At 64.8% G+C, this 13288-nt stretch carries 12 protein-coding genes; 10 read left to right on the forward strand and 2 right to left on the reverse strand.

The window, feature by feature from the left end; all coding sequences use genetic code 11:
- Positions 1 to 70: 70 nt before the first annotated feature.
- On the reverse strand, positions 71 to 880 hold the full coding sequence (locus AC1Q5S_RS04045) for a FadR/GntR family transcriptional regulator (RefSeq protein ID WP_422204886.1): 810 nt from the start codon (positions 878 to 880) through the stop codon (positions 71 to 73).
- A gap of 281 nt (positions 881 to 1161) precedes the next feature.
- Between AC1Q5S_RS04045 and AC1Q5S_RS04050 the strand changes: the two genes are divergently transcribed.
- The 10 genes from AC1Q5S_RS04050 (at position 1162) to AC1Q5S_RS04095 (ending at position 12226) form a co-directional block, all read left to right on the forward strand.
- Positions 1162 to 2367: an ABC transporter substrate-binding protein gene (locus tag AC1Q5S_RS04050; RefSeq protein WP_492238371.1), complete on the forward strand. Its 1206-nt coding sequence runs from the start codon at positions 1162 to 1164 to the stop codon at positions 2365 to 2367.
- Positions 2368 to 2476: 109 nt separating this feature from the next.
- Positions 2477 to 3337, forward strand: a complete 861-nt coding sequence (locus AC1Q5S_RS04055; protein WP_492238372.1) for a branched-chain amino acid ABC transporter permease — start codon at positions 2477 to 2479, stop codon at positions 3335 to 3337.
- Positions 3338 to 3342: 5 nt separating this feature from the next.
- Positions 3343 to 4326, forward strand: a complete 984-nt coding sequence (locus AC1Q5S_RS04060; RefSeq protein WP_303837343.1) for a branched-chain amino acid ABC transporter permease — start codon at positions 3343 to 3345, stop codon at positions 4324 to 4326.
- A complete protein-coding gene (locus tag AC1Q5S_RS04065; RefSeq protein WP_303837345.1) occupies positions 4323 to 5093 on the forward strand; it encodes an ABC transporter ATP-binding protein in 771 nt (256 codons plus the stop codon). The genes AC1Q5S_RS04060 and AC1Q5S_RS04065 overlap by 4 nt, the downstream gene beginning before the upstream one ends.
- Positions 5090 to 5791: an ABC transporter ATP-binding protein gene (locus AC1Q5S_RS04070; protein WP_303837348.1), complete on the forward strand. Its 702-nt coding sequence runs from the start codon at positions 5090 to 5092 to the stop codon at positions 5789 to 5791. The genes AC1Q5S_RS04065 and AC1Q5S_RS04070 overlap by 4 nt, the downstream gene beginning before the upstream one ends.
- A gap of 19 nt (positions 5792 to 5810) precedes the next feature.
- Positions 5811 to 7073: a Zn-dependent hydrolase gene (locus AC1Q5S_RS04075; protein WP_303838285.1), complete on the forward strand. Its 1263-nt coding sequence runs from the start codon at positions 5811 to 5813 to the stop codon at positions 7071 to 7073.
- Positions 7070 to 8539, forward strand: a complete 1470-nt coding sequence (locus tag AC1Q5S_RS04080; RefSeq protein WP_492238373.1) for a M81 family metallopeptidase — start codon at positions 7070 to 7072, stop codon at positions 8537 to 8539. Before AC1Q5S_RS04075 ends, AC1Q5S_RS04080 begins: the two co-directional genes overlap by 4 nt.
- Positions 8540 to 8782: 243 nt before the next feature.
- Complete coding sequence (locus AC1Q5S_RS04085; RefSeq protein ID WP_422204894.1) at positions 8783 to 11101, forward strand: NADP-dependent malic enzyme; 2319 nt, start codon at positions 8783 to 8785, stop codon at positions 11099 to 11101.
- 154 nt (positions 11102 to 11255) lie between these two features.
- Positions 11256 to 11663, forward strand: a complete 408-nt coding sequence (locus tag AC1Q5S_RS04090; RefSeq protein ID WP_492238408.1) for a guanyl-specific ribonuclease — start codon at positions 11256 to 11258, stop codon at positions 11661 to 11663.
- Positions 11664 to 11800: 137 nt separating this feature from the next.
- Positions 11801 to 12226: a barstar family protein gene (locus AC1Q5S_RS04095; protein ID WP_303837616.1), complete on the forward strand. Its 426-nt coding sequence runs from the start codon at positions 11801 to 11803 to the stop codon at positions 12224 to 12226.
- Between the two features lie 281 nt (positions 12227 to 12507).
- Here the strand turns inward: AC1Q5S_RS04095 and rsmA are convergent, their stop codons facing one another.
- Positions 12508 to 13278 carry a 16S rRNA (adenine(1518)-N(6)/adenine(1519)-N(6))-dimethyltransferase RsmA gene (gene rsmA, locus AC1Q5S_RS04100; RefSeq protein WP_303837618.1) on the reverse strand — a complete coding sequence of 257 codons (771 nt, stop codon included), beginning with the start codon at positions 13276 to 13278 and terminating at the stop codon, positions 12508 to 12510.
- Positions 13279 to 13288 lie beyond the last annotated feature (10 nt).

Here is a 13288-nt window from a genome sequence, read left to right on the forward strand (position 1 = left end):
CCAATCGGCCAACTGACCTGCCATCCTCGGCAGCGGCCGGACAGCACTGCCTCTGGATGGGGTACGTGGGTTATTCAGGCCGTACATGCGCGGACCGAGGCCGGCGCAGCGAGTCCGCGTCCAATATCAAGCGGCCCTGGATGCGCCCCTTCATGCGCTTGACACTGCTGGCTGCCTCGCGCATGTGGATGGCCATGAGTTCGCGCACCCTCTCCGTGTCGCGCGCGCGCGCCGCCTGCACGATATCGCGGTGGATCTGCGCGTTGGCCTCGCCGAAGCGCCGGTGCTCCGCCTTGGGAGTGCGGTTGCCGAAAACGATGAGCTGGCGAATCATTTCGTTGATCAGCTCGCAAGTGAAGCGCAGGAACGGATTGGGGTTGGCCGCCGCCAGGATGTCGTGAAAGTTCACGTCTTCGCGGCGCTGGCTGACAAGGTCCTCGTTGCTGCGTGTCGGGTCGCAGCAGCTGATGCTGTGCTCCAGCGCCGCAAAATCGGCTTCGGTCAGGTGTGGCACAGCGCCGGCCGCCAGTTCGGGCTCGAGCAGCTGGCGCACGGTGTAGATGTTGTCGATCGTCACTTCCTGGAAAAACAGGTAGTTCTGCATGAACTGCAGCGTGCGGTCGAGTGGCACCTCGGCGATGGTGCCACCGCCCGACGGGCCCGTCGAGATGGTCACCAGGCCTTGTACTTCCAAGGATTTCAATGCCTCGCGGATGGTGCCCTTGCTGACGTCGAAATGGGTCTGCAGCTCGCTCTCGCGCGGTAGTCTGTCGCCGGGGCTGAGATTTTTTTCGGTGATCAGCCGCTTGATTTCCTGGGCCACCAGATCGGGCCGCTTGAGTTGCTTGATTGGGCGTTGCCCCGTCGTTTTCGTTGCCATGTCGGGTTGTGCTCTGGTCTGTCCAGCGCGCGGGGTGCGACGCGGGCGCGCTGATGGTGCAGTGTATGCACCGCAAGTGTGCAATGGAATGGCGCCTAGGGTTTTCACGCGCCCTATTTTTTATATTTATCACTATAAATAGGAAAAAAGCAGGACACAAGATTCTGCGCGCCAGACGCCCACAGGGTGAACTGGCGCAGCCCGTACTGGCACGCATAGTGCTTCTACGAACGCACCTCACCGCCGGCCATCGGGCCTTTGTCCATCCACAGGAGATATTCATGCACCGTCGTCAACTTCTGCAGCTCTCGGCTTTGGGCGCACTGCCCGCTTCGTTGGGATTGGCCCGCAGTGCGTGGGCCCAGTCCACGGGCGCCATCCAGTTCGGCTGTCCGGTGCCCATGTCGGGCGCGTTCGCGGCCAACGGCAAGTTCGCCGACCTGGGCATGAAGCTGGCGATCGAACAGTACGGCAGCGTGCTCAAGCGCCCCCTGGCCTACACGGTCCTCGACACCGAAGGCAAGCCCGCCACGGCGGTGCGCAAGGTGCAGGAGTCGTCGCAGCAACTGGGAACGCGTTTCTTTGCCGGCGGCATCCTGTCGTCCGAGGCGCTGGCCATGGGCAAGGAAGCTGAAAAGACAGGCAGCATTTTCATCACCACCGCTGGCGCGGACGAGATCACGGGCAAGGACTGCAACCCTGCAACCTTTCGCTGGTCGGTACCCACCTTCGGTGCGATCGAGCAGACCGTGCGGCCGCTGATCGAGGCCAACCCCAAGGCCAAGCGCTGGTACACCATCACGCCGCAATACGTGTTTGGCGACGGCCTGTTGTCCGCGGCCAAGAACATCTTCAAGGAAAAGGGCCTGGAGCATGTGGGCAACAGCTACCACTCGCTCGCCGAAAAGGAGTTCAGCGGCTACCTGACCAATGCCATCGCGGCCAAGCCCGATGTGCTGCTGTTGCTCAACTTCGGCTCGCAGTCATCCGATGCGCTGCGCCAGGCCGTGAGCTTTGGCATGCACAAGAACATGACCATCCTGATCGCCTGGGCCTCGGGCCTGGAGCAGTTCGAGTCGCTGGGTGCAGACCTGTGCGAAGGCGTGTACTTCGGCGCACAGTACTGGCACACCACCAACACGCCACTGAATCTGGACCTGGTCAAGCGCGCGAACGACAAGTTCAAGGCCAACCCCAACTACAGCCTGGCGGGCTCCTACATCTGCACCAAGCTGCTGATCGACGGCATCATCAAGGCCGGCACGGTGGAGCCCAAGGCCGTGGTGGCAGCGCTGGAAGGCATGAAGTACCAGGGCCTGACCGGCGAGGAAGAGATCCGCAAAGGCGACCACCAGGTACTCAAGAAGTACTACCTGCTCAAGGGCAAGGCCAAGGCCAAGATGGCCAACAAAGACGACTACGTGGACGTCGTGAGTTCCGGCCAGTCCTTCCTGCCGCTGGAGCAGACTGGCTGCAAGCTGGCCTGACCCCACACCAGGCAAGGATCGTGCGTCCCTTGCAACACCACCCTGTTCTCAGGGTCCGGCAGCAGCTCCTGCGCAGCTGCCGGGGCTCTCCTCTTGTTCCAGAAATCCTATGAGCATCTATCTGCTGCAGGTCATTAACGGGGTCGGCATCGGGATGCTGTACTTCCTGCTGGCCGTAGGCTTGTCCATTGTTTTCGGCCTGCTGCGCTTCGTGAATTTTGCGCATGGCGCGTTTTACCTGCTGGGCGCGTACTTCTGTTACCAGATGATGCGCTGGGGTTTGAACTTCTGGCTGGCGTTGGTCGTCGTTCCTGTGGTGGTCGGCATCGTCGGCTGGCTCACCGAGAAGCTGTTGCTGCGCCATGTGTACGCCAAGCCGCATGAGTTCCACATCCTGGTGACCGTGGGCCTGGCGCTGGTGGTCCAGGAACTGGTCATTCTGCAATGGGGGCCGCTGGGCGACACCGTTCCCGTGCCCGATCTGCTGCAGGGCGTGGTGATGTGGGGCAGCTTTGTCTACCCCAAATACCGCCTGTTCGTGATTGGTTTCACGGCGGTGCTGGCGGTGGGGCTCTGGTATGTGCTGGAAGGCACACGCCTGGGCAGCGCGGTGCGTGCCGGCAGTGAGTCGACCGAAATGGTGTCCTTGCTCGGCATCAATGTCTTTCGCATCTTCAGCCTGGTGTTCGCGCTGGGTGCGGCCACCGCCGCGCTCGCGGGCGTGCTGGCCGCACCGATCCGTGGCGCCGAACCCTTCATGGGCATCGAAGCGCTGGGTGTCGCCTTCGTCATCGTGGTTGTGGGCGGCATGGGCAGCTTTGGCGGCGCCCTGGCGGGTGGCTTGCTGATCGGCGTCGTGCAGAGCGTGATGAGCACCGTGTGGCCCGAGGGCGCGCGCCTGATGATCTACGTCGCCATGGCAGCCGTGCTGCTGCTGCGCCCGCATGGCCTTCTGGGCCGCAAAGGATGAACACGATGCGCAAACATACCCACTTGCTGCTGGCCCTCGCCGTCGTTCTGGTCATGCCACTGACCATGCAGTCGGGTTCGCTGGCCAGCGAGGTGCTGATCTTCGGCCTCGCGGCCATGGGCTGCAATCTGCTGCTGGGCTACACCGGTTTGCTGTCATTCGGCCAGGGCATTTTCTTTGGCCTGGGCAGCTACACCATTGCCCTGACGCTCACGCGCTGGCCGCTGCCCATGCCGCTGGCGTTGGCCGCCGCCGTCGCGATGGGCGCGCTGGGCGCGGCGATCGTGGGCTGGGTCGCCATCCGGCAGCGCGGCACCTACTTCGTCATGCTGACCTTGGCGTTCGCGCAGATGTTCTACTTTCTGGCCTACTCGTTCCCTGGGCTCACGGGTGGCGACAACGGCCTGCTGGACATTCCGCGTCCCTCGATCGCCGTGGCGGGCTTCACGCTGTGGCCGCTCGCGTCGCCCTGGCAGTACTACGGCTTTGTCGCCGCGGTGTTCCTGATGGCGTTCTGGCTGTTGCAGAAGGCTTCGGCCTCGATCTTCGGCCGCACCCTGCTGGCCGTGCGCGACAACGAGGAACGCGCCGGCGCCATTGGCTACAACCTGCGTTTGCTCAAGCTGCAGGCCTTCGTGATCTCTGGCGCCGTTACCGGTCTGGCGGGAGCGCTGCACGCCATGATGACCGGCATCGCGCCGCTGGCCAACGCCGAGTACCACACCAGCGAAATGATCCTGGTGATGACCGTGATCGGCGGCACCGGCAACCTGCTGGCCTCGCTGCTGGGCTCGGCGTTCTATCTGCTGATGGGCGACTGGCTGTCCACACTGTGGCCGCGCTGGCTGCTGTTGCTGGGCGTGGTGCTGATGGTCGTCAGCCTGGGCATGCAGCGCGGCCTGTGGGGCCTGGGCGAGACGCTGTGGGCGCTGGTGCGGCGCAGGAACCCGGCGGCCGATGCCGCCAAGACCCAAGGAGACCCCGCATGAGCGCGCCCGTCCTGCTCGAAGCCGTTGGAGTGGAAAAACGCTACGACAAGTTCGCCGCCCTGGCCGGCGTGGACCTGAAGGTGCGCGCCAACACCGTGCATTCCGTGATCGGCCCGAACGGTGCGGGCAAAACCACCTTGTTCCACATGCTCACGGGCACCAAGAGCGTGAGCGGCGGCCGCATTCTGTTCGATGGCCACGACGTCACGCGCGAACCGGACCACCGTCGCGTGCAGCGCGGCATGGCGCGCTCGTTCCAGGTCACCAGCCTGTTCCTCACGCTGCCGGTGCGCGAGAACCTGCGCCTGGCCGCGCAAGGCACGGCGCCCGCCCACGCCCTCAATTGCTGGCATGCGCCGGTGGGCGCGCGCGCCCAGGCTGACGCGGTGGCCAGCGTGCTCGCGCGGCTCGGACTGGAGCGCCATGCCGAAACACCCGTGGGCAATCTCTCGCACGGGCAGCAGCGGCGGCTGGAGGTAGGCATGGCGCTGGCGGCCCGGCCCAAGGCGATTTTTCTCGACGAGCCGACCTCGGGCATGGGCATCGATGACCTGGACGACATGAAGCGCCTGATCCAGGGCCTCAAGGACGAGCACACCGTGGTGCTGATCGAACACAACATGGGCATCGTGATGGACATTTCCGACACCGTGACCGTGATGCAGCTGGGCCGCGTGCTGGCCGAGGGTCTGCCGCATGACATCCGCAACGACGACCGGGTGCGCAGCGCCTACCTGGGCAACATGATCACCGGAGGCAAGGCATGATTCTCGGCATCGACCACCTGCATGCCCACTACGGCAAAAGCCATGTGCTGCAAGGCATCTCGCTGCACATCGGCGATGGCGAACTGGTCACCCTGCTGGGGCGCAATGGCGCGGGCAAGACAACCACGCTCAAGAGCATCTGCGGGGTGGTGCCGCCCACGCAGGGCCGCATCCGCTTCGCCGGCCAGGACCTGCAGGGCCTGGCGCCGCACACGATCGCCCAGCGCGGCGTGTGCCTGGTGCCAGAGCACCGCGGCGTCTTCAAGCTGCTCACCGTCGAAGAAAACCTGCTGCTGGGCCAACGCAAGCACTCACCCTGGCAACTGGAAAACATCTACCGCATCTTCCCGCGCCTGAAAGAGCGGCGCGGCAACGGCGGCGGCCAGCTCTCGGGTGGCGAGCAGCAGATGCTGGCCATTGGCCGCGCGCTCATGAACGCACCCAGGCTGCTGATGCTCGACGAGCCCGTGGAGGGACTGGCGCCCGTGATCGTCGAGGAAATCGTCGCCCAGCTCAAAACCATCAAGGCGGCGGGCGTGGCCATTTTGCTGGTCGAGCAGAACCTGGAGGTCTGTACCCAGCTGGCCGACCGGCACTACATCATCGAGCAGGGTGCCATCGTGCACGCTGCGAACAACGCTGCCTTCCTGGCCGACGACGCGGTCAAGGACCGCTACCTGGGCGTTGGCCTGGTCTGAAATTCTGTCGAGCACCACCATGAACACCCTGACCTCTTTCCCTGCCGCCACGGACACAAGAATCGACGGCGCACGCCTGTGGCAGTCGCTGATGGATCTGGCGCAAATCGGTGCCACGCCCAAGGGTGGCGTGTGCCGCCTGGCCCTGACCGCGCTCGATGGCCAGGGCCGCGACCTGTTCGTGCGATGGGCGCGCGAGGCCGGCTGCAGCATCCGCATCGATGCCATCGGCAACATCTTCGCGCGCCGCAGCGGCCGCGATGACAACCTGCCACCCGTCATGACCGGCAGCCACATCGACACCCAGCCCACGGGCGGCAAGTTCGACGGCAACTACGGCGTGCTGGCCGGCCTGGAGGTGGTGCGCAGCCTGAACGATGCCGGCATCCAGACGCAGGCGCCGATCGAAGTCGTGGTGTGGACCAACGAGGAGGGCTCGCGCTTCGTTCCCGTGATGATGGGCTCGGGCGTGTTCGCTGGCGCCTTCACGCTGGAGCATGCGTTGGCGCAGCGCGATGCCCAGGGCGTCAGCGTCGGTGATGCGCTGGCGGCCATTGGCTATGCCGGGCAGCAAGGCCCCACGCCCGCCATCGGTGCCTATTTCGAAGCCCATATCGAGCAAGGCCCCGTGCTGGAAGCCAACGACCGCGTGATCGGCGTGGTGCAAGGCGCGCTGGGCCAGCGCTGGTACGACGTCGTGGTTCAGGGCATGGAGGCGCATGCGGGCCCCACGCCGATGGGACTGCGCCGCGACGCGTTGCTGGCCGCCAGCGAGCTCGTGGCCGAAGTCAACCGCATGGCACTGGAGCGCGCGCCGCATGCGCGCGGCACGGTGGGGGCGCTGGAGGTGTTCCCGAACTCGCGCAACGTCATTCCGGGCAAGGTCCGCATGAGCGTGGACCTGCGCGCGGGCGACGACGCCGTGCTGCTGGAAATGGACGCCGACCTGCGCCGCACCTGCGCGCGCATTGCCAGTGAACGCAAGCTGGGCATCGACGTGCAGCAGGTGGTGTATTTCCCGCCCCAGCCCTTCACGCCGGACCTGGTGGAGGGCATTCGCAGCGGCGCGCAGGCGCTGGGTTACAGCGCCATGGCCGTGGTCAGCGGTGCCGGCCACGACGCCGTCTACCTGGCACGGCTGGCGCCCACGGCCATGGTCTTCGTGCCATGCGCGGACGGCATCAGCCACAACGAGATCGAGGACGCCCAGCCCGACCACCTGGAGGCCGGCTGCAATGTGCTGCTGCAGGCCATGCTGCGCAGCGCCGGGGTGGTGGCATGAAAATCCTGATCGCCCGGCTGAACCACGAGACCAACACCTTCTCGCCCGTCCCCACGCCGCTCGAATCGTTCGCGCCCACCTACGGCGACGCGGCCTACCGCGACAACAAGGGCATGCGCACCGCCATGGCGGCCTTCATCGACCTGGCCGAAGGCCTGGGTGCCACGCTGGTCACGCCGGTATCGGCCACGGCCAACCCCAGCGGCAAGGTGCATGCCACGGCCTACGATGCACTGACCGAACGCATCGTCAGCGCGGCGCCCGGCTGCGACGCCATCCTGCTCGACCTGCACGGCGCCATGATGGCCGAGAACAGCGCCGATGGCGAAGGCGACCTGCTGGCGCGCCTGCGCGCCGCCGCGCCCGGCGTACCCATTGGCGTGGCGCTGGACCTGCACGGCAACATCACGCAAAGAATGGTCGACCATGCCGATGTGGTGGTCGGCTTCAAGACCTACCCCCATGTGGACATGTATGAAACCGGCGCACATGCCGGACGGCTGCTGCTGGCCTTGCTGCAGGGCGGCCCGCGCCACTGCGTGCGCTGGCACCCCTTGCCGTTGATGGGCCACACGCTGCGCAGCACCACGCTGGAAGGCGCCATGCTGCGCGCAGTGGACGCCGCACGCGCCGCCGAGCACGCGGGCATGCCAGCGGTGACGGTGTTCGCAGGGTTCTCGCTGGCCGACATCGCAGCGCCCTGCATGAGCGTGGTGGTCACGGGCCACGCCAGCGATCCGCAGGCCGCACAGGCCGTGGCCGACCGCATCGCGCGCCAGATATGGGACGACCGGACCCAGTTCGTCTACGACAGCGAGCCGCTGCAGGACTCGCTGGCACGGGCGCAGACGCTGGCGCAGGGTGCCAGCCGCCCCGTGCTGCTGCTGGACCACAGCGACAACTGCATGTCTGGTGGCACCTGCGACGCCATGGACGTCCTCCAGGCCGCGCTGGCGCAGGGGCTGGACGGCATCGCCATGGGGCCGCTGTGCGATCCCCAGGCAGTGCAGGTGCTGGTGCAGGCGGGCGTGGGCGCTCATGTGGATCTGGCGCTGGGCAACAAGGTGCCGCTCACCCAGCTGGGCATTGCCAAGCAACCACTGCAGGTCACGGGCCGCGTGCTGGCCATCAGCGATGGTGAATACACCGTCACCGGCCCGATCTATACCGGCCAGCGTTGCGGCATGGGGCGCACCGTGCTGCTGGACATCGGCCGCGCGCAGATCGTGGTCACCGAACGCCCGCATGAGCCCTGGGATCTGGGCGTATTCGGCTGCGTGGGGGTTGACCCGACGGCATTTCGCTTCGTGCTGCTGAAGTCGCGTATGTACTGCCGACCCGTTTTCGGACCGCTGGCCCAGGCGCTGGTCGAATGCGACAGCCCCAGTGGCGTGACGAGCTCGAACTACGCCTTGTTCCCTTTTTCCCAGGTCCAACGTCCGGTGTTTCCTTTGGATGCGCTCTGAGGGACGCGTGTGCCCGGTCTGCGCTACGCTCCTGAAAACGGAGCTATTGGTGCTTATTCACCTTGCATTTCAGGGCACGTTGTTCTGAACAGCAACCATCCCCCGTAAAGCCGGGGGCTTCACTTTGTCGCTGGGGCTTGCGCGGGACCCAGCCTACAATGCACCTCCCCTTACAAAGCTGACGGTCCGCCCCGAGCAGATCCACCGCGGACCCCGGCACTTTCTGAAAGCTGGAGACGCTTGATGCCCGAGAACACCACGGCCGACAACCATCCTCTTCCCGACAAGCGTGCGCTCCTGCGCAAGGCCGCCCTCGAATACCACGAGTTTCCCAAGCCCGGCAAGATTGCGATTGCGGCCACCAAGCAGATGGTCAACCAGCATGACCTGGCGCTGGCCTACTCGCCCGGTGTCGCCGCGCCCTGCGAAGAAATCGTCAAGGACCCCAACGCCGCCTTCAAATACACCAGCCGCGGCAACCTGGTGGGCGTGGTGACCAACGGCACGGCCGTGCTGGGCCTGGGCGACATCGGCCCGCTGGCCGGCAAGCCCGTGATGGAAGGCAAGGGCGTGCTGTTCAAGAAGTTCTCTGGCATCGATGTGTTCGACATCGAGATCAACGAGAAAGACCCCGAAAAGCTGGTCGAGATCATCGCGGCGCTGGAGCCCACCTTTGGCGGCATCAACCTGGAAGACATCAAGGCCCCCGACTGTTTCTACATCGAACGCAAGCTGCGCGAGCGCATGAAGATCCCGGTCTTCCATGACGACCAGCACGGCACGGCGATCACGGTGGGCGCCGCCATCCTCAACGGCCTGAAGGTGGCGGGCAAGGACCTGCAGAGCATCAAGCTCGTGACCTCGGGCGCGGGCGCCGCGGCACTGGCCTGCCTGGGCCTGCTGGTCAAGCTGGGCATTCCGCGCGAGAACATCTGGGTGACCGACATCGCCGGCGTGGTCTATGAAGGCCGCACCGAGCTGATGGACGAGGACAAGCGCTTTTTCGCGCAAAAGACCGATGCGCGCACGCTCGGCGAGATCATCACGGGCGCCGATGTGTTCCTGGGCCTGTCGGCCGGCGGCGTGCTCAAGAAGGATATGGTGGCCCGCATGGCACCGCGCCCCCTGATCTTCGCCCTGGCCAACCCCAACCCCGAGATCCAGCCCGAGGACGTGAAGGCCGTGCGCGACGACGCCATCATGGCCACGGGCCGCTCGGACTATCCGAACCAGGTCAACAACGTCCTGTGCTTCCCCTACATCTTCCGCGGTGCGCTCGATTGCGGCGCCACCACCATCACGATGGAGATGGAAATCGCCGCCGTGCACGCCATCGCCGAGCTGGCCCAGGCCGAGCAGAGCGAAGTGGTGGCCGCGGCCTATGTGGGCGAGCCGCTGGCCTTCGGCCCCGAATACCTGATTCCCAAGCCGTTCGATCCGCGCCTGATGATGATGATCGCGCCGGCCGTGGCCCAGGCCGCCGTTGACAGCGGCGTGGCCCTGCGCCCCATCGCGGACATGGACGCCTACCGCGACCATCTGCAGACCTTCGTGTACGCCTCGGGCACCACCATGAAGCCCATCTTCACCGCCGCCAAGGCCGCCACCAAAAAGCGCGTGGCCTACGCCGAGGGCGAGGAAGAGCGCGTGCTGCGCGCCGCGCAGATCGTGGTGGACGAAAAGATCGCCCGCCCCACGCTGATCGGCCGCCCGGCCATCATTGCGCAGCGCATCGAGAAGTTCGGCCTGCGCCTGAAGGAGGGGCAGGACTATGACGTGGTCAACGTCGAGCAGGACCATCGCTACCGCGACTTCTGGCAGACCTACCACCGCATGACCGAGCGCAAGGGCATCACCGCACCGATCGCCAAGATCGAGATGCGCCGCCGCCTGACCCTCATTGGCGCCATGCTGCTGCACAAGGGCGAGGTCGACGGGCTGATCACCGGCACCTGGGGCCAGACGGCACACCACCTGCAGTACATCGACCAGGTGATCGGCAAGCGCGCGGGGGTCAACACCTACGCGTGCATGAACGGCCTGCTGCTGCCCGACCGCCAGGTGTTCCTCATCGACACACATGTGAACTACGACCCCACGGCCGAGCAGCTGGCCGAGATCACCATCATGGCGGCCGAGGAAATGATGCGCTTTGGCATCAAGCCCAAGGCCGCGCTGCTGTCGCATTCCAACTTTGGCTCCAGCAACCAACCCAGTGCCGTGAAGATGCGCCAGACGCTGGAGCTCTTGCGCGTGCAGGCGCCCTGGCTGGAAGTGGACGGTGAAATGCACGGCGACGTGGCCCTGGACGGCAAGGCGCGTGCCGCGCTCATGCCCCACAGCAGCCTGGCGGGCGATGCCAACCTGCTGGTGCTGCCCAACATCGACGCCGCCAACATCTCCTACAACCTGCTCAAGACGGCAGCGGGTGGCAACATTGCCATCGGCCCGGTGCTGCTGGGGGCCGCACAGCCGGTGCACATCCTCACACCCAGCACCACCGTACGGCGCCTGGTGAATATGACAGCCATCACCGTGGCCGACGCCAGCGCAGCACGGTAAGCCTTCAACAAACAGCGTGCACTAACTTTTGTGCACCCCAAAACCCCCGGCGCCTGCCCAATCTTTGTGCAGGCGCTTGCTTTTTGGGGGGCTTTGAGCGACACTAGCCCGTTGAAATTTCGGGTTAACCCGTAGTTTCTGAAAGGTGTCGTTGATGCTCAAGGCTGTAGCCACCCAAGTGCGAAAAGCAGGGGTTTTATGTGTTGTGGGTGTTGCGTTGGTCCTGGGTCCGGTTGCCGGGCACGCCCGTCAATCCCCGTCCACCGACGGTTCCATTGCTTCCATCGCCGTGACAGATCTGCCCTCCCAGGGCCGATCGACCTATGCCCTGATTCACCAGGGCGGTCCTTTTCCTTTCGACAAGGACGGCACGGTTTTTGGCAATCGTGAACGGATATTGCCGGCCCACCAGCGTGGCTATTACCGTGAATACACCGTCAAAACACCTGGCGCCCGCAATCGGGGCGCCCGGCGCATCGTGTGTGGTGGCAAGCCCCGGGTACCGGATGCCTGTTATTACACCAGCGACCACTACGCCAGTTTTCGCAGGATTGTTGAATGATGCCTGATGGGTTGTCCGCCCGCCCTTGCCGGGGCGGTGGGCAGCAGGCCCCCTTGTTTTCCCGACCCGAATCCCGCATCCTGCGGCTTTGTGGTCAGCCAGAAGTTTTTGGACCTTATAAAGAAAGAGCAACGGAGATGCAGACGCCCCTTCGTAAAGACCTGGAAACGCCACTGCGTGGCGTGCGCACCAACATCGTGCAATCCATTCGCGCTTTTCGCGTGCAGGATCTGCAAGATGCCGCGGGTTCCCTGGGTCACCATTTTCTGTATGCCAACCTGGCCCACGCCCAGTCCAAACAGGATGTGCTGGACCTGATTGCCGCGCAGTTCACTTTTCCGTCGCACTTCGGCAAGAATTTCGATGCGCTCTACGACTGCATGACCGATCCGCTGCACAAGTCGGGGCCGCAACCGGGCTTCATCGTCGTGCTCGAACAGATTCCGGCCACGGGCAAGTTCGACAAGGAAGCACGGGAGCAGCTGCTCGATATCTTCCGCGATGCGGCAGATTTCTGGGGTGACCGCAAGATTCCCTTCCGCTGTTTCTATTCTTTTCTGTAGCCCGTTCTGCAACCACCAGCCAAGCAGAACGGGCGAACGAGGCTAAGGAAACGCCAGCGGTCCAGGGCATCGCCATCGACCCGGAAACCACCGAAAAGATGCCGACCGACAAACTGGTCGACATCTCGCCCCTGGCACTGCGCATGAGCAGCCCCTTCAACGCGGGCTACTGGCTGACAGCCGCCTGAGCGCAGGCCCACAAGCCACCCGCAAAAAAACCCGTTTCTGACGGGTTTTTTCATAGAAAAGGGCTCTAGCGCTTACACACCAAGCACCAGACGCTATGCTTTTTGATCCAACGCAAGGGCCAGCGCCACATACTCCGGCACTGGCACTTCCTCGGCGCGGCGCTGGGTATCGAAAGCGCCGGCAAAGCCCCGGCCTTCGAGCCAGCGGCCCAGGGTGTGGCGCAGCAATTTGCGGCGCTGGCTGAAGGCCACCTGGACCAGCTCGGACAGCAGCGCCGGGCGTACCGCTGCCGGTGCGGCGTGGGGCACCATACGCACCACCGCGCTATCCACGCGCGGCGGTGGATCGAAGCTTTCGGGCGGCACGAACAGCACGTTCTCCATGGCATAGCGCCACTGCAGCATCACCGAGAGCCGCCCGTAGTCCGACGTGGCGGGCGACGCCACCATCCGGTCTATCACCTCTTTTTGCAGCATGAAATGCTGGTCTTCGATCGCCTGCACATGCTCGAGCAGATGGAACAGGATGGGCGTGGAGATGTTGTAAGGCAGGTTGCCGACCACCCGGATCTTGGGAACACCCAGCTGCTGCGCCAATTGCGTGAAATCGACTTTCAGCACGTCGGACTCGATGACATCGAGCTGTCCGTGCAGCCGCAGCCGCAAGGCCAGGTCCCGGTCCAGCTCGATCACCGTCAGGCGCCCCAGGCGCTCCACCAGGGGTTGGGTCAGCGCGGCCAGGCCAGGGCCGATTTCCACCATGGGCTGGCCCGGCAGCGGTGCGATGGCGCTGACGATGGCCTCGATGATGCCGCCGTCGGACAGGAAATGCTGGCCGAAGCGCTTGCGGGGAATATGTTTCATGCAGCGGCCA

This window comes from Acidovorax sp. GW835-FHT14B10 (assembly GCF_058793725.1).